Annotated in this window: 1 protein-coding gene; it reads right to left on the bottom strand. The window is 69.8% G+C overall.

The features are described 5' to 3' along the window. Window positions 1-88: 88 nt before the first annotated feature. Window positions 89-22,564 (bottom strand): type I polyketide synthase, encoded by a 22,476-nt coding sequence (locus tag LV79_RS33770; RefSeq protein WP_285469407.1) that lies wholly within the window; start codon window positions 22,562-22,564, stop codon window positions 89-91. Window positions 22,565-22,582: the final 18 nt, after the last annotated feature.

Genomic DNA, 22,582 nt, shown 5'->3' with positions numbered 1-22,582 from the left:
GGCTTGACACCCCGGGGTGCGCCGGAGAAATGCCGCGGTGCAATTACCGCACGCCTTTTCCCCGTTTCCACAATGGCACACGCCGGGTTCAGCGACCGAGTTCCTGGTCGATGAGCGAGAGGAATTCCTCATCGGAGGCGGCGTCCAGGTCGGCGGCGGGCGCGGCCTGCGCGACCCCGTCCCAGCCCGCGAGGAACGACCGCAGCCGCACCGCCAGCTTGATCCGGGTCAGCCCGTCCGGCGCGGCACCGGCGAAGGCCGACTCCACCGCGTCCAGCTCGGCCAGCAGCGCGTCGACCCCGGTCGCCGGGCTCAGCTCGGCCCGCAGGTGCCTGGCCAGCTCCGCCGAGGTCGGGTAGTCGAAGGCCAGCGACGCGGGCAGGGCGAGGCCGGTGGCGGTGGCCAACCGGCTCCGCAGCTCGACGGCGGTGAGCGAGTCGAAGCCGAGGTCGCGGAACGCCCGGTTCGGGTCGACGCCGCGGTAGCCGAGGACATCGGCGACGGCATCGGTGACCAGCGTCAACAGTGCCGCGTCCCGGTCGGCCTCCGACAGCCCGGCGAGCCGTTCCCGCAGGTCGCTCTCGACCGGCCGCGGGCTCACCTGGGGCAGGAGTTCGGTGAACAGCGCCCCGGGGCGGGCGGTGTGGAAGGAGTCCGCGAACCGGGGCCAGTCGACGTCCGCCACGGTCACGGTCGGCACCTCCGCGTCCAACGCGGCACCCAAGGCTTCCAGTGCGTCAGCGGGATCCAAGGCGGTGAGGCCGCGTTTGCCCAGGTAGTCCTCGGAACCGGCGGCCATTCCGGCGCCCGCCCACGGGCCCCAGGCCACTGCGGTGACCGGTGTGCCCGCTGCTCGGCGGCGGTGGGCGATCGCGTCCAGGGCGGCATTGGCGGCGGCGTAGGCGGCCTGGCCTCCGCTGCCCCACACGCCTGCGATGGACGAGAACAGGACGAAGGTGTCCACTGTGGCCAGTTCGTCGAGGTGCTGCGCTCCGACTGCCTTGGCCCGCAATGTGTCCGCGATGGTGTCGGCGTCGAGCTGGTCCAGCGGTGCGACACCGGGGACGCCTGCGGCGTGGATGATCGTGGTCACCGGGTTGTCGAGCAGCAACTGCCGGACGGCCTCGCGATCTCCCAGGTCACAGGACACGACTCGGACCTGCGCGTCGAGGCTCGCGACGAGTTCGGCTACGCCGGGTGCGTCGGCTCCGCTACGGCTGACCAGCACGAGTTCGTCCGCGCCCCGGGCGACCACCCAGCGGGCCACCTCAGTACCGAGCGCGCCGGTGCCGCCTGTGATGAGGACCGGGCCGGTGGGACGCCATTGCCTGGTGGGCGACAACTTCGCGCTGGTCAGGCGCCTGGCCAGGAGCTTGTTGTCGCGCACGGCCACCTGGTCCTCGGTGCCCGCCAGCGCAGCGATCAACCCTGGTCCGTCACCGTCGATCAAGCCACCCCAGCGGCGTGGCCGCTCCAGTGCCGCGACTCGACCCAGGCCCCAGAACTGGGCCTGCTCCGGATCCGCCGACTCTCCATCGACGGACACCGCACCGGTCGTCATGCACCAGACTGGGGCGCCATCTCGCTTGAGCAGGTCGACGGTGTCAATCAGGTCCATAAGGGACACGATCCCGGCGAGGCCGTCGATCTCGTCCTGGACGACTGTGGCACCGTGTGCTTCCAGGAGTTTCGCGATGCCACGGTCGTCTTGGCCCAGGACAGCCCAGGTTCCGCTGAGTTCGGCGGCCGAGGTCGCGATCGGGGTCCACGTGATGTCGTAGGTCAGGTCGTCGGTTCGGGACCGCTTCGCCTCCAGCGGCCAGAAGCGCTGCCGGTCGAAGGCGTAGATGGGCAAGGGAACCTGCCTGCCGCCAGCCAGCAGCGGTCGCCAGTCGACATCGACACCCGCGACGTGCAGGCGTCCAATGGCGGTCAGCAGCTCGGTCCGCTCATCCTTGCCTGCCCGCAGTGACGCGGCGGCGACGCTCGACTCCGCGATGGTGCCCACCAACGCGGTCAGCACGCCGTCTGGGCCCAGCTCCAGGAACCTCGTGACGCCACGGCGTTGTGCCTCGGCCACCGCGTCGGCGAACCGGACCGGCTCGCGGACCTGGCGCACCCAGTACTCGGGGCTGCTCATGTCGGCGTCTGGGCGGACGGTCGAGATGATCGCCTGCTCGCCCGGTGACATGGCCAGTTCTTGGACCACCGCCTCGAACTCGGGCAGCATCGGGTCCATTCGGTGCGAGTGGAAGGCATGTGAGACAACGAGTCGCTTGACTCGGCGTCCCTCGGCTGACCACCTCGAAGCCAAGGCGTCGATCGCGTCTTCGTCACCGGAGACCACCAACGACTGCGGGCCGTTGACGGCGGCGAGATCGACTCCTGGAGGCAGGTCGACGTCAGCCAGTGCGGCTTCGACGGCGAGCATGGCGCCACCCGTCGGGAGGGCCTGCATCAGGCGACCTCGGGCCGCGACCAACGTACAGGCGTCCTGGAGCGTCAGGATTCCATTGACGTGCGCGGCCGCCACCTCGCCGATGGAGTGTCCGATCAGGACATCCGGCGTGATCCCCCACGACTCGACCAGCCGGTACAGCGCGACTTCCAGGGCGAAGATCGCGGCTTGGGCGTGCACGGTGTCGTCGATGTTGTCGTCGTCGAACGGGAGCCGCTCGCGGACGTCGTCGAACGCGCGGGCGAACACGGGGTAGACCCGCAGCTCACGGCCCATGCGAGCCCGCTGCGCGCCTTGCCCGGTGAACAGGATCGCGAGCTTGCCCCGCTCAGCCAGACCATCCTGCGCTGTCTGGAGGCCTTCGGTGAACTCCTGGGCGTCGGCGGCGATGACGACGGCTCGGTGCGGCAGCAGTGCCCGGTCCAGCAACGACGCGGCGACGTCCACGGTCGGTCGGACGTCCAGCAGGGCTTGTGCCTGGCCGCGGAGGGCTTGCGGGGTTGCGGCCGAGAGGACGAACGGCGTCGGCTCGTCGAGTTCGATCTGGATCGTCGGCGGGGTCGGGAAGTCCTCGAGGATGACGTGCGCGTTGGTGCCGCTGACGCCGAACGACGAGATCCCCGCGCGGCGCGGCCGGTCGGCGGGCCAGGCTTGGGAGTCGGTGAGGAGCGCTACGGAGCCGGTGGTCCAGTCGACCCGGGTGCTGGGTTCGTCCACGTGCAGGGTGCGCGGGAGTTCGCCGTGGCGCATGGCCATGACCATCTTGATGATGCCCGCCACGCCTGCCGCCGCTTGCGTGTGGCCGATGTTGGACTTGACCGAGCCGATCCACAGCGGGGTGGCGCGGTCTTGGCCGTAGGTGTTGAGCAGCGCTTGGGCCTCGATCGGGTCGCCGAGGGAGGTGCCGGTGCCGTGCGCTTCCACCGCGTCCACATCGGACGGAATGAGGTGGGCGTCGGCGAGCGCGGCCGTGATGACTCGTTGCTGCGCGGGACCGTTCGGCGCGGTGAGGCCGTTCGACGCCCCGTCCTGGTTGACGGCCGTGCCACGGACCACCGCCAGGATCCGACGCCCGTCGCGCAGGGCGTCACCGAGGCGCATCACTACGAGGACGCCGACGCCTTCACCCCAGCCGGTGCCGTCCGCACCTGCCGCGAACGCCTTGCAGCGACCGTCCGGGGCGAGTCCGCGTTGCCTGCTGAACTCGATGAAGGCTCCCGGCGTCGACATGATCGTGACGCCACCGGCCAGCGCCATGTCGCACTCGCCGCCCTTGAGCGCCTTGGCCGCGAGGTGCAACGCCACCAGGCTGCTGGAGCACGCCGTGTCCACCGTGAGCGCGGGCCCTTCCAGCCCGAAGGTGTAGGCGATCCGTCCCGAGAGGACACTCGCCGCGTTCCCGGTGCCGACGTGCCCTTCCAGATCCGACCGCCCGACGAGCAACGCCGGGTAGTCCTGCCCGTTCGTCCCCGCGAACACCCCCGTGCGACTTCCCTTGAGCCCCTTCGGATCTAGCCCAGCGTCCTCAAGCGCCGCCCACGACGCCTCCAACATCAACCGCTGCTGCGGATCCATCCCCACAGCCTCCCGCGGCGAGATCCCGAACAACCCCGCGTCAAACCCCGTGGCGGTGTCCAAGAACCCACCCACCCGAGCATAAGAAGTCCCCACCCGCTCCGGATCATCATCAAACAACCGCCCCAAATCCCACCCCCGATCCCCCGGGAACGCCCCCACGCCGTCAACGCCATCCCGAACAACCCGCCACAACCCCTCAGGCCCCTCAGCACCCCCCGGCAACCGACAAGCCATCCCCACAATCACCACAGACCCCTCATCAACCCCCTCCCGCCAACTACCCCCATCCCCAGCGGGGCGAGCCGTCGGCGAACCGCCATCCCGCTGAGCCACAGGCACGCCGGCACCGCGCCCACCCCCAGACAGGCCCATTACGTGCCCGCCAGCACCGCCCTCGCCCACACCCAAGCCAGCGCTGGTCGAACCAGTCGTAGGCGAGCCGCCATCGCGCTGGGTCAGGGGCACGCCAGCACCGCCCTCAAGCTCCCCCACCTGCCCAAACGCGGCAAGGTCCGCGCTGGCCGCATTCCGCTCTCCCATGGCCGTGTCAGCACCCTGCCCACTGGGAATCGCGCCACCTTCAGGCCAGCCGACGCCATTCAACGACGCTGCGTCGACCTGACCGGAGTTCACCTCATCAGGCGACTTGCCGAGGTCGTCCACACCCGGCTCGCGCGCGCCCGCCCGCGACGGCAGCCCCCACCCACTCCGGGGGGCGGCCCTGGTCCAGTCTACCGGGACTGCGGGGTCGGCAGGGGGTGCGGCGGGACCCTGTGGATGGCTCGAGGGGTTGTGGATAACCAGGGTCCGCAGGTGGACGGCCACATCGGCGGGGGTGGGGTGGTCGAAGACCAGGCTTGCGGGTAGTGGGTGTGTGAGGGCGGCGGCCAGGGAGTTGCGGAGTTCGAGGGCCGTGAGCGAGTCGATGCCGAGGTCGCGGAAGGCGCGGTCGGGGTCGATGGTGGTGTGGCCGAGGATGGCGGCGGTGTGGGTGACGACCAGGGCCAGCAGGTCGCGGACCGGCTCGGTCGCGGCGCGGCGGGTGGGGAAGTCGGACAGCAGCGGGCTGTTCGAGGTGAAGTTGGGCCAGTCGACGTCGGCGATGGTGACCGTGGTGTCGCCCGCGGCGAGGGCGGTGGCCAGGGCGGCCAGCGCACGGCGCGGAGCCAAGGGGCGCAGGCCGCCGCGGCGCAGGCGGGTGGAGACGTCGGCGGCCATGCCCGCGCCCGCCCATGGACCCCAAGCCACGGCCAAGCCGGACAGACCACGGGCGCGGCGCGACTCGACCACGGCGTCCAACTCTGCGTTCGCGGCGGCGTAGTTGCCCTGCCCCGCGCTGCCGATCACCCCGGCCAGCGATGAGAACACGACGAAGGTGGTCGCGGGCTCGGCCAGTTCGTCGAGCCAACGGGCGGACTTGGCGCGCAATACTGCGTCCAAGCGGGGCTCGTTGAGCGCGTCGAGCACTCCGTCGTCAACGATGCCAGCGGCGTGGAATATGGCTCGAACCGGGTGCTCGGCCAGCAACGATGCGACGGCAGCCCGGTCGGAGACGTCACACGCAACGATGCGCACGGTGGCGTCCAGGCTCGCAACCAGCTCGGCGGCACCGGGCGCGTCCGGGCCACGACGGCTGGCGAGGACCAGCTCGGTCGCCCCCTGCTCGACCAGCCACCGCGCCACCTCGGCACCCAGCGCACCCGTCCCGCCGGTGACCAAGACCGGACCATCAGGCACCCACGGCGTCCGGGCACTGACCGCCGCCCGGCGCAACCTGCGGGCGAACACGCCAGACGCGCGGACCGCGACCTCGCTCTCGTCACCAGCGAGCACCGCCGCGAACCGCCGCGCGGCACGACCCTTCAGCTCGGCAGGGACGTCAACCAGACCACCCCAACGACCGGGGACCTCCAGCGCGGCCACCCGACCGAGTCCCCACACCCGAGCCTGCACCGGGTCGACGACCTCGCCATCGACCGCGACCGCACCCCTGGTGACGCACCACAACGGCGCGGGCAGGTCCGCTTGAACGACCCGCAGCACGTCCGCGACCGGGAGCAAGGCCAGCACGCCAGTCAACCCGTCGACGACAGGCAGTGCGTCTACGGTCGTTGAAATGATCTCAACACTCGCCAATGCGGCGCCGATGTCCGCGGGAACGGCACCATCGGGTGTGATCACCAGCCATCGACCGGTCACCACGGCAGGGGAATCATCGAGCGGACGCCAGGAGATCCGATAGCGCCACGAGTCCACAGTAGAACGCTCGCGATGATCGCGGCGCAGGGCGGTCAGAGCCGGGAGTACTGCAGCAACCTCAGCGGAGGCCGCAACCGCACCAGACTCGATGGCGGCCCAGAAGCCGTCGTCCCCGGCGACGGCCGGTTCGAGCCAGTACCGTTCGCGCTGGAACGCGTACGTCGGCAGGTCGATCGGCACCCCGCGCCCGAAGATCGCGGTCCAGTCGACGCGCACGCCCCGCACATGGAGGTGCGATAGCGCCTCCATAGTGGACTCAACTTCTTCGCGCCCACCACGTAGAACAGGGACGGCTGTTGCTGTCACGGTCTTCTGAACCAGCGCCGCCAGCACGCCGTCGGGACCAAGTTCCAACCAGGTGTCGGCATCGACCGTCCGCACCGCGTCGGCGAACCGCACGGTCTCGCGGACCTGCCGCACCCAGTACTCCGGCGTGGCGATATCACCCACCGAGGTCAGCGCGAGCGGGATCTCCGGCCGCCGAAACTCCAGCGTCTCCACCACCCGGGCGAACTCGCCAAGCATCGGGTCCACCAGGTGCGAGTGGAACGCATGGGAGACCGTCAGCCTCTTGACCCGAATTCCCTGCTCGATGAGCTTGCTGCTCAACAACTCTATCGCTGATACACTTCCAGATAGGACAGTCGAACGATCCGAGTTCACCGCCGCCAGGTCGACGCCGTCAGGGAGCTGTCCCGCCAGCTCAGCCTCGGAAGCCTCCACCGCCAGCATCGCCCCGCCGGCGGGGAGGGCCTGCATGAGCCGAGCCCGGGCGGTGAGCAGGACACAAGCGTCGTCCAGCGACAGCACCCCGGCGACGTGGGCGGCGGCCAGCTCGCCGATCGAATGTCCGACAAGGTGGTCGGGCCGCACGCCCCACGACTCCACCAACCGGAACAGCGCGACCTGCAGCGCGAACAGACCGGCTTGGGCATAAGCCGTCTGATCGAGCGACGCGCCATCACCGAACACGACGTCGGCGAGCGGTCGGTCCAGGTCGACCCGCGCGCACACCGCGTCGAACGCCGCCGCGAACATCGGGTAGGCCGCGTGCAGTTCGCGCCCCATTCCGGCCCGCTGCGAACCCTGACCGGTGAACAGGAACGCGACGCGTCCATCCCCGGCGACGCTTCGCACCAATCCCGGCGCCGGACGGTCGGCGATAAGCGCTTCCAGTGCTGCTTCGTTCGTGACCACCGCACGGTGTGATAGATCCGCACGGCTTGTCACGAGCGCCCTGGCCACCGCCGCGACCGGCTGCTCTCCGGCAAAGTCCCTGAGCCGCTGGGCTTGCGCTCGCAACGCTGCGGCACTACGACCGGAGATCACCCATGGAAGGGTCGAATTGTCCTCACTGGCAACGGGTTCCGCCGCCAGATATTGCTCGAGGATCGTGTGCGCGTTCGTCCCGCTCACCCCGAACGACGACACAGCGGCGCGCCGGGGCCGGTCCACCTCGGGCCACGGCCGGGCCTCGGTCAGCAGTGCCACCGCGCCGGATTCCCAGGCCACGTGCGGGGATGGCGCGTCGACGTGCAGTGAGCGCGGCAGGATCCCGGCCCGCAGCGCGAGCACCATCTTGATCACGCCACCGACGCCGGACGCGGCCTGCGCGTGCCCGATGTTCGACTTCAGCGAGCCCAGCCAGAGCGGCTCGGTGCGGCCTCGCCCGTAAGTCGCCAGCAGCGCCTCGGCCTCGATCGGGTCGCCGAGTCGGGTGCCCGTGCCGTGGCCTTCGACTACGTCCACATCAGACTCAGCGAGGCCACCGGAGGCCAGCGCGGCGCGGATCACCCGCTGCTGCGACGGGCCGTTGGGTGCGGTGAGACCGTTTGACGCTCCGTCGGAGTTGACCGCCGAGCCGCGCACCACGGCCAGCACGCGGTGCCCGTTGCGCAGCGCGTCCGACAGCCGCTCGACGACCAAGACGCCGACGCCTTCCGACCAGCCCGTTCCATCGGCTCCGGCCGCGAAGGCCTTGCAGCGCCCGTCGGCCGCCAGCCCGCCCTGGGTGGCGAACTCGGCGAAGACCGCGGGTGAGGGGATGACCGTGACACCACCAGCTAGCGCGAGGTCGCATTCGCCGTCGCGCAAGGCCTTGGTGGCCCAGTGCAGCGCCACGAGACTGCTAGAGCACGCAGTGTCCACAGTGACCGCTGGGCCTTCGAGTCCGAGGGTGTAGGCGATCCGGCCGGACATCACGCTGTTCGCGGTGCCGGTGAGGAAGTGGCCCTCGATTTCCGACGGCAGCTCCGCCCCCGTCCCGTACCCGGAGTTCGACGCCCCGACGAACACGCCGGTGGCCGATCCCCTGAGCGACAACGGATCCACCCCGGCGCGCTCGAACGCCTCCCACGCCGTCTCCAGCACGAGCCGCTGCTGCGGATCCATCGCCAACGCCTCCCGCGGCGAGATGGCGAACAGATCAGCGTCGAACCGGGTAGCGGTCTCCACAAACCCACCCCGCCGCGCGTACTTGACGTCGGCCTCCAGATCCCACCCCCGATCCCCGGGGAACTCCCCAATCGCATCCCCCTCACCCACCACCAACTCCCACAACCCCTCCGGCGACTCCACCCCACCCGGATATCGACACGCCATCCCCACAATCACCACCGGGTCATCCGCATCCCGATCCCGCACCGCCACCACACGCTCCGGCTCGCCATCAGCAAGCAGAGCGAGCACATGGTCGGTAAAGGCCTGCGCGGTGGGGTGATCGAAGACAGCAGTGGCGGGGATGGCCAGGGCAGTGGCTGCAACCAGGCGATTGCGCAGGTCAACAGCGGTGAGGGAGTCGAAGCCCAGATCCTTGAACGGCTTCTCCGGATCAACTGCGGCCGAGTCGGAGTGACCAAGGGAAGCGGCGGCGTGGTGGCGCACCAAGGCCAGGACGGTTGCGGCGCGTTCATGGGTGGGTAGGGCGGAGGTTGTTGATGCCCAGGAGGTGGCGGCGGGAGCAGCGTCGGCGGGGAGGAAGTCGGTGAGGAGGGGGCTGGGGCGGGATGAGGTGAAGGTGGGGAGGAAGCGGGTCCAGTCGATGTTGGCGATGGTGATGGTGGTGTCGCCGTGGTCTAGGGCGTCGGCGAGGGCGGAGAGGGCGCGGGACGGGGGTAGGGGGGTGAGGCCGCGCCTGCGGAGGTAGTCGGCGGTGGGGCCGGTGGCCATACCTGCTGACCAGGGGCCCCAGGCAATCGAGGTGGCGCGTTGGCCGGAGCCAGCTCGGTGCTCCGCGAGGGCGTCCAGGTACGCGTTCCCGGCGGCGTAGGCGGATTGGCCGCTGCTGCCCCACACGCCCGCGATGGAGGAGAAGAAGATCAGGTGGGCGTCCGGAGCGAGCTCGTGCAGGTGGCGCGCCCCGAGGACCTTGGCGCGCGTCACCTCGGCGTAGGCGACCGGATCAGCGCTGATGAGCGGCGTCCGCGTGTCGACCCCCGCCGCATGGACCACGATGGAGACCGGGTACCGCGCCAGCAGGTCAGCCACCGCGTCCCGATCCGCGATGTCACAAGTCTCCACGTGCACAGGAACGCCCAGGTCAGGAACGGTCCCGCCCCGCCTGCTCACCAGGATCAGCTCAGTCGCGCCACGACCGACCAACCAGCGCGCCACCTCGAGCCCAAGCGCCCCGGTACCCCCGGTGACCAGGACCGGCCCACTAACCGTCCACTGTCGACGCTGCCCAAGCGGAGCCCGGCGAAGACGACGCGCCACGACGCCAGACGGGCGAACCACAACCTGGTCCTCAGCCCCGCCCAACACCCCGGCGATCCGCTCGTCCACACCCTCCGGCAAGTCGATGAGCCCGCCCCACACTTGCGGCATCTCAAGCGCGGCGACCCGTCCCACACCCCAGACCTCCGCCGCACCAACCCCACCACGGGTCACGGCCCACACCGGAACGGTCGCCTCCGCCACCACACGCAGCAACGCGGGAGCCTCAGCCTCAACCACCAACCCGTCCGCCTCGGCGACGTCGTCAACCACAGTGACACCCGCCGACCGCAGCGCGGCTTCCACATCGGCGGCACCCCGCACCGCCCACTTGCCTGCTACGACAGGGCCCGCGGCGACCGGCGTCCAGTCGACCCGGTAGCGCCAGTCCTCAGTAGGCTCAACAGGCTTGTTCGACGACAACCAATAGCGCCGACGCTGGAAGGCATAAGTCGGCAACGTGACCCGCCGCCCCTCCCACTGGCCGAACACCGCAGACCAGTCCACCGCTACCCCGCGCGTCCACGCCACCCCAGCGGCCCGCAGCACGGCAAGCACCTCGTCTGGCAGCAACGCGGCAGCGGTCACAGCCCCGTCCACGATGTGGTGCACCAGCGCGGACAACACCCCGCCGGGCCCGACCTCCACGAACGTCGTGGCCCGAGACTCCCGCACGGCGTCACCGAACCGCACCGTCTCCCGAACCTGCCGCACCCAGTACTCCGGCGTGCTCGGATCCCCACTCGACGTACTCACCACCGGAATCACCGGCTGGCCGAACGACAACCCCCGAACGACCCGCGCGAACTCATCCAGCATCGGATCCATCAGGTGCGAGTGGAACGCGTGCGACACCGCCAACGACTTCACCCGCCGAGATTGTTCAACAAACCCACGTTCCAACAATTCAACAATCCTACGATCCCCTGATAGGACAAGTGAACGATCCGAGTTCACCGCCGCCAAATCCACCCCGACCGGCAGGCCATCCGGGAACTCCACCGCCAACTCGGCCTCGGAGATCTCCACAGCCAGCATCGCCCCACCCGACGGCAGCGCCTGCATCAGGCGAGCCCGGGCCGCTACCAGGGCGCACGCGTCGTCCAGCGACAGAATGCCCGCGACGTGCGCGGCAGCAACCTCACCGATCGAATGCCCAATCAGGACATCAGGCCGCAGCCCCCACGACTCCAGCAACCGGAACGTGGCGACCTCGACGGCGAACAACGCCAACTGCGCGTTCCCAGTCTGGTCAATGCCCTCGTCCGAGTACGGCAGCCGAGCCCGGATGTCGTCGAACGCCGCCGCGAACACCGGGAACACCCGCAGGTCCTGCCCCATGCCCGCCCGCTGCGCCCCCTGCCCGGTGAACAAGAACGCCACCCGCCCCCGGGTGATGGTCCGCCCCTCGGCAACCTCCAGCGCCGCGCGCAAGTCATCCGTAGACGAGCCCACCACCACAAGCCGGTGGTCAAGGTCCGCCCGCCCCCCGACCAGCGACAACCCGACGTCCACCGGGTCGAGATCCGCCGAGTTGTCCGCCAACCGCGAAGCCTGGGCACGCAAGGCCTCGTCGGACGCCGCCGACAGCACCCACGGCACCACCGCGTCCACCCGCTCAGGCTCCACCACCGCCGCCACGGCCGCCTGCTCGATGATCACGTGCGCGTTGGTCCCGCTGACCCCGAACGACGACACCCCAGCCCGCCGCGGCCGGTCGACCTCGGGCCACGGCCGCGACTCAGTCAGCAGCGACACCGCCCCAGCCGTCCAGTCAACGTGTGGAGACGGGTGGCTGGCGTGGAGCGTGCCAGGCAGGATTCCCCGCCGCAGCGCCTCGACGACCTTGATCACGCCCGCCACACCGGACGCCGACTGGGTGTGCCCGATGTTGGACTTCACCGACCCTAGCCACAGGGGCTCCATGCGGTCCTGACCGTAGGTCTCGAGCAGGGCCTGCGCCTCGATGGGGTCACCGAGGACCGTGCCCGTACCGTGTGCCTCCACCAGGTCCACATCGGACGGTGCCAGTCCGCCGACCGCGAGTGCCGCCTCGATCACCCTCCGCTGCGACGGCCCGTTCGGCGCGGTCAGCCCGTTGGACGCGCCGTCAGAGTTGACAGCCGACCCCCGGACGACCGCCAGGATCTCGTGCCCGTTGGCGATCGCGTCTGACCGCCGCTCGACCACGAGGATGCCGACACCCTCGCCCCAGCCGGTGCCGTCGGCCTCGGCCGCGAAGGACCGGCACCGACCGTCGACCGACAGCCCCTTCTGCCTGCTGAACTCGGTGAAGATCCCCGGCGTTACCATGACCGTCGCGCCACCGGCGAGGGCGAGCGTGCACTCACCGTTGCGCAGCGCCTGAACGGCCAGGTGCAGCGCGACCAGGCTGCTGGAGCACGCCGTGTCCACAGTCAGCGTTGGGCCTTCGAGGCCGAACGTGTAGGCGAGTCGACCTGAGGCAACGCTGGTGGCGATCCCGGTGAGCGAATGCCCCTCGGACGGCCCACTGTCCAATCCATACAGCGAGGTCGCGACACCCATGAACACGCCTGACCGACTTCCTCGCAACGACATCGGGTCGATCCCGGCCCGCTCAAAGGCTTCCCATGTCGTCTCCAGCAACAACCGTTGCTGCGGATCCATCGCGGCCGCCTCACGCGGCGAGATCCCGAACAGGCTCGCGTCGAACTCAGTCGCCGTGCTGACGAAGCCGCCAGACCGGGTGTACGTGGTGCCTAGCCGCTCCGGGTCAGGGTCGTACAGCGCGTCGAGGTCCCAGCCGCGGTCTCGGGGGAACTCGCCGATCGCGTCCACACCGGACACCACCAGGTCCCACAGCTCTTCGGGTGAGCCCACATCACCTGGGAACCGGCAGGCCATGCCGACGATCACGATGTCGTCCGCGCCCGTCTCGGCCCGCACGACCGCCTTCTTGACAGCGGGTCGCGTCTCCGAGATCAGCGCGGCCAGGGCCGTCGGGGTCGGGTGGTCGAACACCACCGTCGGCGGCAGGCGGAGCCCGGTGGCCGCGTTGAGCCGGTTGCGCAGCTCCACCGAGGTGAGAGAGTCGAACCCGAGATCACGGAACGCCCGACGCGGGTCAACAGCGTCAGCGGAAGCGTGCCCCAGCACCGCGGCCACGTGCTCCCGCACGAGGTCGAGAGCGTTGTCGGCCGTCAACGACACGGCCTTCGCTCGCCGTGGAGCGGCTGTCAACCCTCGAAGCAGCGTGTGGTTCGACCGAGCGTCGATCCGCATCGGGAGAAGATGGGCCTGCGGGAACGTTCGGGAGCGATCAAACAGTGCAAGACCGTCCTCAGTGGATAGCGCAGTCCCGAGTCGCTCGCGGTCTGCAGCGGTCAGGCTCGCGGTGATACCGCTGGCTTCCTCCCACAGACCCCACGCCAGCGACACTGCGTTCTTGCCCTGGGCGCGAAGCTGGTGGGCAAGAGCGTCCAGATATGCGTTCGCTGCCGAGTAGTTGGCCTGGCCTGGCGTACCAAAGGTCGCGGAAGCAGACGAGTAGAACGTCACCGAGTCCAGGTCAAATCCGGCGAGGACACGGGCAGCGTCGACCTTCGGACCGAAGACGCCCTGCAAGCGCTCAGGCGTCAGATCAGTGACCAACCCGTCATCAGCGACACCCGCCGCATGGATCGCATCAGTGGGCCGATAGGTGGCGACCACATCGGCCAATGCCGCCGGATCACTGACGTCACAGGCGACAACAGACACCTCAGCGCCGGAGAGTTCGGCCAGCATTTCCGCACTGACCTGACCGCTCCGAGAGGCCAGCACCAACCTGCGCACCCCGCTGGCGACCAGGTGACGAGCCAGAGCCAACCCGAGGACGCCGGTCCCGCCAGTGATGAGCACAATGGACAGCGCACGCGGCAAGGTGAAGACGTTCTTGCCGACATGCCGCCCCTGCCCTAGGTGCCGGAAGGCCGCACGAGCGTCACGGATGTCCCACGCCCTGGTCGGCAGCAGGCGCAGCGCACCCTGTCCGAAGAGGTCGATCAACTCCAGCAGCATCGCCTGCAGTCGATCGTGCCCGGCCTCGCTGAGGTCGAACGCGCGGTAGGTCAGATCCGGGAAGTCGCCGGGTTCACGCAGGTCAGCCTTGCCCATCTCGATGAACCGACCGCCCGGACCGAGCAGCCGGACCGAGGCGTCGATGTACTCGCCCGCCAACGAGTTCAGCACGACGTCGAGCCCGCTGAACTTCTCGACGAACGCGAGATCGCGCGACGACGCCAGGTTCTCGTCCGCCAGTCCGGTCGCCGACCACTTGGCGGGGCTCGCCGTCCCGGACACCCGCGCGCCGAGGTGCCGGGCGATCTGGGTGGCGGCCATGCCGACACCGCCCGCCGCCGCGTGCACGAGGATGTGCTCGCCTGACCGCAGGCCCGCGAGGTCCACGAGGGCGTAGTACGCGGTCAAGAACGCCATCGGCACGGCGGCGGCCTCGGTGAACGACCAGGCCTCCGGCATCGGCGCGACGAGCCGCCGGTCCACCACAGTGCGCGGCCCGAACCCGCCCGCGAACAGCCCGAACACCCGGTCGCCCGCAGCCAGGTCAACGACATCCGCGCCGACCTCGACGATCACGCCTGCACCCTCGGACCCCATCACCGCTTGCTCGGGATAGGTGCCCAGCGCGATGAGCACGTCGCGGAAGTTGATGCCCGCCGCGCGAACCTCGACCCGAACCTCACCTGGCTCCAGTGGCCGATCCGGAGTGGATAGTGCGGTCAGGTTCTCCAAGGTGCCGCCGGTCGTGACATCCAACCGCCACGGCTCATCAGGCAGCGCGATGCCAGGTTGAGCCCGGACCAGCCGTGGTGCGAGGGCCTTGCCGTCCCGGATGGCCAGTTGCGGTTCGTCGAGCGCCAGCGCTCCTGCGAGATCAGCGCTTTCCGGAGCGTCGACGAGGACAAAGCGGCCGGGGTGTTCGGATTGGGCCGAACGCACTAGCCCCCATGACGCCGCGGCAGCCAGGTCCGTGATGTCGTCCCCGGGCACCGCCGCCACAGCACCAGAGCTGACCAGCACCAATCGCGGATCGGGGTTGTGCCTGATCCAGGCCTGCACCAACGCCAGCGTGTCCTCGACGGTAGTGGGCACGGGTACAACGACGTCGCGAACTTCGGCGTACGCAGGCGTACCGATGGCCGTCCAGTCCACTGTGAACAAGGAGTCATTCACAGCAGGCCCGGCCGCGGTGCGCAACGTCAACGAGTCGACGCTGGCGACCAGCGCACCTTCAGCATCGGTGACGACGACCCGCACCGCATCAGCAGCGATGCGAGTGAGGTAGACCCTCAGGCGGTCAGCGCCAGTGCCGTGCAGCGCGACGCCAGTCCACGCGAACGGGACCTGGGCTTGGGCGCCGTCGCTGTCGAGCGCCAAGGCGTGCAGTGCCGCGTCCAAAAGCGCGGGGTGAACAGCGAACCCTGCGATGTCAACTGGGCCGCTGACCTCGGCGATCACGCCATCGGCAGTGCGCTCAGCCGCGTGGAGGCCTTGGAAAGCGGGGCCGTAGTCGAGTCCAGCAACTGCCAGCGCGGGATAGAGGTCGTCCAGCGAGACCGGGTGACCATTGGTCACCAGTAGTAGATCCGGTTGGCTAGGCGTGGCACTGAGCAGGCCCGATGCGTGGCGGGTCCAGGCGTTGCCGCTGCCGGAGTGGATCGCGAACGCGCGCGTGCCATCGGCCTCAGGAGCGGCGACAGCGAGCTGGATGTCCGCAGGGAGACTGAGCGGGACCTCGATGGTGAGTTCGTCCACACGCGGAGTCCCTGTGGTCGCTCCGGCGTGCAGAGCGAGTTCGACGAGGGCGGTTCCGGCGAGCACGACCGTGCCGTGGACAACGTGGTCGGCCAGCCAGCCTTCGGCGGGGAGCGTGCCGGTGAACAGGTGGCCGCCGTCGCCAAGGGGAGTCGATCCGGAGAGCAGCGGGTGGTTCGCCGGGTGCACGCCGGTGAGGGCGGGCTTGGGCTTGGCCCAGAAGTGGCGACGTTGGAAGGCGTAGGTGGGTAGATCCGCGCCAGGTCCGCGAGTCGGCCAGTGCACCGGAACGCCGCAGGTGAAGAGGGTGGCCAACGCCCGGTCTACAGTGTCCAGTTCGGACTTGCCCGCCCGCAGGACCGGCACCGCGACCGCGTCGACGCTCTGCTGGACGAGCGCGGTCAGCACCCCATCCGGCCCCAGTTCCACGAACGCGCCCACATCGCCGAGTCCGCTGACCGCGTCGTGGAACCGCACCGTCTCCCGGACCTGCCGCACCCAATACTCCGGCGTGCTCGGATCTCCGATCGACGTGCTCACCACCGGCATCTGCGGCTGGTTGCACGACAGACCCCGCACGACCTGCGCGAACTCGTCCAGCATCGGGTCCATCAAGTACGAGTGGAACGCGTGCGACACCGCCAGCGACTTCACCCGCCGCGATTGTTCAACAAACCCACGTTCCAACAGTTCAACAATCCTACGATCTCCCGATACTACAAGTGAACGATCCGAGTTCACCGCCGCGAGGTCCACCCCGTCGGGAAGTCCACCCGGGAAGGCGACACCCAACTCGGCCTCGGAGATCTCGACCGCCAGCATCGCCCCACCAGCCGGGAGCGCCTGCATGAGGCGAGCGCGGGCCGCCACCAGGGTGCACGCGTCGTCCAGGGACAGGATCCCCGCGACGTGCGCGGCCGCGACCTCGCCGATGGAATGGCCCACGAGCACATCGGGCCGGACGCCACGGGACTCGAGCAGCCGGAAGAGGGCGACTTGCAGGGCGAACAGCGCGACCTGGGCGTTGCCGGTCTGGTCGATGGCCTCGTCGGAGAACGGGACTCGCGCCACGACCTCGTCGAACGCTGCCGCGAACACCGGGTGCACCCGCAGGTCGCGGCCCATCCCCGCCCGCTGCGAACCCTGGCCGGTGAACAGGTACACGAGCTTCCCGTCGACCACCGAGCCCTGAACGACGTCGCCGCCCTCGGCCAGCCGCGTCAATGCCCCAAGGTCTCCGGACTGCACAACTGCCCGGTGCGTGAGCGCGGCCCGCCCGTGGACGAGCGTGTGCGCGACCGCGTCCCGATCGACATCGGGGTTGACCGTCAGATACCGCAGCAACCGGCTGGCCTGGTCACGGAGACCGGCCACAGACCCTGCCGACAGCACCCAGGCCGGAGCGGTCTCACCCGTCCCAGCAGCAGGTTCGAAGTCGGGCGCCGACTCCAAGATCACGTGCGCGTTGGTCCCGCTCACCCCGAACGACGAAACTCCCGCCCGGCGCGCGCCCGATGTCCACGGCCTGGACTCCGTGAGCAGCGACACCGACCCGGCTGACCAGTCCACATGCGACGTCGGCGCGTCGATGTGCAGCGAGCGCGGCAGCACCCCGTGCCGCATGGCCTGCACCATCTTGATCACGCCTGCGACACCGGCGGCGGCCTGCGTGTGCCCGATGTTGGACTTCACCGAGCCCAGCCACAACGGCTCCGTGCGACCCTGCCCGTAGGTGGCCAGCAACGCCTGCGCTTCGATCGGGTCGCCCAGCACGGTGCCCGTTCCGTGCGCCTCCACAATGTCCACATCAGACGGCTCAAGCCCGGCGGCGGACAAGGCGGACAAGATGACCCGCTGCTGCGAGGGCCCGTTCGGCGCCGTCAAGCCGTTGGACGCACCATCGGAGTTCACCGCCGAGCCGCGGACGACCGCCAGCACCCGGTGACCGTTGGCAACCGCGTCCGACAGCCGCTCGACCAAGAGCACGCCGACGCCCTCGCCCCACGACGTTCCGTCAGCGGCCTGCGCGAACGGCTTGCACCTGCCGTCAGCGGCAAGTCCCCGCTGGTGGGTGAACTCGACGAACGCGCCAGGGGTCGCCATGATCGTCACGCCACTGGCGATGGCCATCGAGCACTCGCCGTCCCGCAACGCCTTCGCGGCCAGGTGCAGTGCCACAAGAGACGATGAGCAGGCCGTGTCCACAGTGACCGCCGGGCCTTCAAGCCCGAAGCTGTAGGCGATCCGGCCGGACAGCACACTCGCGGTGATCCCTGTCGACAAGTAGCCCGCCAACGCCTCTGATGCCAACGCCACCCCGGCGTAGTCCTGCCCGTTGGTGCCCGCGAACACGCCGACCGGCTCGCCACGCAGCGACGACGGGTCGATCCCGGCCCTCTCGAACACCTCCCAGGTGGCTTCCAGCAGGAGTCGTTGCTGCGGGTCCAGCACCGTGGCCTCACGCGGCGAGATCCCGAAGAGGTCGGCGTCGAATTCAGCAGCGCCCCGCAAGAACGCGCCGCGCAGGGAGTGCGAACTCGACCGCAGGGCGTCGAGATCCCAGCCACGGTCCGTGGGGAACTCGTCGACGACCTCGCGGCCACTGGATACCAGGTCCCACAACGCCTCTGGCGAGTCCACACCGCCGGGGAACCGGCAGCTCATGGCGATGATCGCGATGGGTTCGTCGACCCGCGTGGCGACCTCGGTGCGTAGTCGCACGGTCTCGCCACGTGCCTGGCGGCCGAGGTGTTCGGCCAGGGCGGTCGCGGTCGGGTAGTCGTAGACCAACGACGCAGGCAGGCGTTGACCGGTCACCTGTGTCAACCGATCACGCAGTTCAACGGCGGTCAGCGAGTCGAAGCCCAAGTCCTTGAACGACTTCTTCGCGTCGACGGACCCGGTGTACCCGAGCACGGTGGCGACCTCGGCGCGCACCAGGTCAAGCGCGCCGCTTTCGTCCCAGGTGGACTTGGTAGCGACCTCAGGCGTAGACCACGGGAGGAGTCGGCTCCGTCGGCCTGAGGTGAAGACGGCCGCGAACCGGGGGCCATCGACGTCGACGACGGTGACGTTCGTGTCGCCCGCGTCCAGCGCGCGGCCCAAGGCGGCGACGGCCCGAGCGGGCACCATCGGGGTCAGACCGCGTTTGCGCAGGTAGTCCTCGGCGTCGGCGTCCGTGAGCATGCCCGATCCGGCCCACGGCCCCCAAGACACGCAGGTAGCGGCCTTACCGTGTGCACGTCGATGCGCAGCGATCGCGTCGAGGTGTGCGTTCGCGGCACCGTAGGCGGCCTGACCGCCACTGCCCCACACGCCCGCGATGGACCCGAACAGAACCAGGTGCGCGTCGGGCAGCAGTTCGTGCAGATGAGTGGCGCCGTCCGCCTTGGCTCGGGTGACGGCGGTGAATTCGTCCACTGTGGTCTCGGTGAGCGGGCTCGACGCGACGACGCCAGCGGTGTGGAACGCCGCGGTGACGGTGTGGTTGTCGAGCAGCGCGGCGAGAGCGTCACGGTCGGCGACATCGCACGCGATGACTTCAGCGCTGGCACCCAGATCTGCCAACTCCTGGACAAGCTCAGCGGCACCGGGAGCCGCGAGTCCGCGCCTGCTGGTGAGCACGAGGTGCTGCACACCCCGACCCGCGAGCCACCGGGCGACGTGCCCGCCCAATGCTCCGGTCCCGCCGGTGATGAGGACGGTTCCCGTTGCGCGCCAAGGTGTTCCGCTGGCGGCGGGCGCAGGGGCGAGTCGTCGGGCGTAGGTGCCGTTGGCGCGGAGGGCGACCTGGTCCTCGTCGCCGGTGAGCACGGCGGCGAGTCGGGTCAGGTCGGGGCTGGCATCCACGTCAACAAGGCCACCCCAGCGATCAGGGTGTTCCAGGGCCGCTACCTGGCCGAGCCCCCACAGTTGGGCGGCTGCCGGTTCGGTCACCGGGTCGTTGGGACCGGTGGAGACGGCGCCCCGGGTGAGCACCCAGATCGGGGCGGTCGCCGTGCGCAGCAGGTCGATGACGGTTGCCGCGTCAGCACCAGGCGCCACGACGATGGCGGCTGGGGTGTCGCTCCGGGGCAGGTCAGCGAGGGTGGGGTCGTCGCCGATGACACGCCAGCCCTGGTTCGTGGCTGGGCGTGGTGTCACCGGGGTCCAGTCGATCCGATAGCGCCAGTCGTCGACCGCGGCTGCCGACGACGCCGGTGCGAGCCAGTAGTGAGAGCGCTGGAACGGGTAGACGGGCAGGGGCACGCGCCGACCGCGCGGGAGCACGGCGGTCCAGTCCACGGGCACGCCGATCACGTGCAGTCGCGCCATGGCGGTAGTCAGCGCGGCAGTCTCGTCATAGCCGGCCCGCAGTGTGGGCACGCCGCCCACCAGGGCGGACAGCACCCCGTCCGGCCCGAGCTCCAGGTATCGCGTGCTCTCGTCCAAACTGCCGACCGCGTCCGCGAACCGCACCGTTCCCCGGACTTGCCGCACCCAGTACTCCGGCGTGCTCGGGTCCCCGGTCGACGTGCTCACCAGCGGAATCACCGGCTGGCCGAACGACAACCCACCCGCGACCTGCTCGAACTCACCCAGCATCGCGTCCATCAGATGCGAATGGAACGCGTGCGACACCGCGAGCGACTTCACCCGCCGCGATTGTTCAACAAACCTACGATTCAGACGTTCAACAATCCTACGATCCCCCGATACCACAAGTGAACGATCCGAGTTCACCGCAGCTAGGTCAACGCCTGCCGGAAGGCCCTCGGGGAACTCAGCAGCCAGGTCGGCTTCGGAGATCTCGACGGCCAGCATCGCCCCACCAGGCGGGAGCGCCTGCATGAGCCGCGCCCTCGCCGAAACCAGCGTGCAGGCATCGTCCAACGACAGGATCCCGGCGACGTGTGCGGCCGCCACCTCACCGATGGAATGGCCGACCAGCACATCGGGGCGCACACCCCAGGACTCGACCAGGCGGAACAGCGCTACCTGGAGCGCGAACAGGGCGAGCTGCGCGTTCCCGGTCTGGTCAATCGCGTCGTCGTCGAACGGCAGGCGCGCGTGGATGTCGTCGAAGACCTCAGCGAACGCCGGGTGGATGCGCAGCTCCTGCCCCATGCCCGCCCGCTGAGACCCCTGGCCGGTGAACAAGAACGCCAGATCACCATCGACCGCCGTGCCTCGAACGACTCCGGGCGCCGACTCCCCACGAGCCAACGCACCGAGTCCGGCCAGGCCATCGAGCACAACCGCCCGCTCGTCCAGCATCGCCCGGGTAGTGGCCAGCGACCAGCCGATGTCCACACCGGACTCATCCACCTCGGCCAGCGAAACCGCCTGGGCCCGCAGTGCTTCCTCGCTCCGCGCCGACAGCACCCACGGCACCACGACCGGGTCGGACTCGACTGGAGCAGCGGGTTCAGCGGCGTAGGACTCCAGGATGATGTGCGCATTGGTCCCGCTGATCCCGAACGACGACACCGCCGCGCGCCGGGGACGGTCCACCTCGGGCCACGGCCGCGCCTCGGTCAGCAGCGATACCGCGCCCCGGCCCCAGGCAGCGTGCGGTGTGGGCGCGTCGACGTGCAGCGTCTTGGGCAGAGTCGCGTGCCGCAGCGCCATCACCATCTTGATCACACCAGCGGCGCCGGACGCGGCCTGGGTGTGGCCGATGTTCGACTTCAGAGACCCCAAGCACAACGGCTCCGCGCGGCCCTTCCCGTAGGTCGCGAGCAACGCCTGCGCCTCGATCGGGTCTCCCAGCCGCGTCCCGGTACCGTGCCCCTCCACGACGTCCACATCGGACGGAGTGATCCCAGCGGACTCCAGCGCCGCCCGGATCACCCGCTGCTGCGACGGACCGTTCGGCGCCGTCAAGCCGTTGGACGCACCGTCGGAGTTCACCGCCGACCCGCGCACCACGGCCAGGACGTCGTGCCCGTTCGCGATGGCGTCCGACAGCTTCTCGACGACCAGCACGGCGACGCCCTCGGACCACCCGGTCCCGTCGGCGGCCGCCGCGAACGACTTGCACCGGCCGTCAGCGGCCAATCCGTTCTGCCGAGCGAACTCCGCGAACACCGCGGTCGACGGCACGACGGTCACCCCGCCGACCAGCGCCATCGAGCACTCGCCCGCCCGCAACGCGCGCATCGCCATGTGCAGTGCCACCAACGATGACGAGCACGCCGTGTCGATGGTGACAGCGGGCCCCTCTAGCCCAAGCGCGTAGGCGACCCGCCCGGAGATGACGCTGTTGGCCGTGCCGGTGAGCGCGTGGCCCGCGACCTCGGCGGGCAGGTCGACCCCGGCGCCGTATCCCGAGTTGGACGCGCCCGCGTACACACCGGTCGCGCTGCCGCGCAACGAGTCCGGCGCGATCCCAGCGCGCTCCAGGGCCTCCCAGCTGGCCTCCAGCAACAAGCGCTGCTGCGGGTCCATCGCCAGCGCTTCCCGGGGCGAGATCCCGAACAGCCCGGCGTCGAACGTGGTCGCGCTGTCGACGAACCCGCCCGCCCTGGCGTAGTCGACCTCGCTGACCAGGTCCCAGCCCCGGTCGCCGGGGAACCCGCTGATGCCGTCGCCACCGCGCTCGACCAGGTCCCACAGCTGTTCCGGCGAGGTCACGCCACCGGGCAACCGGCAGGCCATCCCCACGATGGCCACCGGCTCCCCAGCCGCGGCGACCAGCTCCCGGTTGTGCTTGCGCAGCCGCTCGGTCTCTTTCAGCGACGCCCGCAGCGCCTCGACGACCTGCTGCTCACGGCTCATGCTCGACTCCACGGGTTC

The sequence above is a fragment of the Actinokineospora globicatena genome (assembly GCF_024171945.1).
GTDB lineage: Bacteria > Actinomycetota > Actinomycetes > Mycobacteriales > Pseudonocardiaceae > Actinokineospora > Actinokineospora globicatena.
This window is presented reverse-complemented; position numbering and strand designations above follow the sequence as displayed.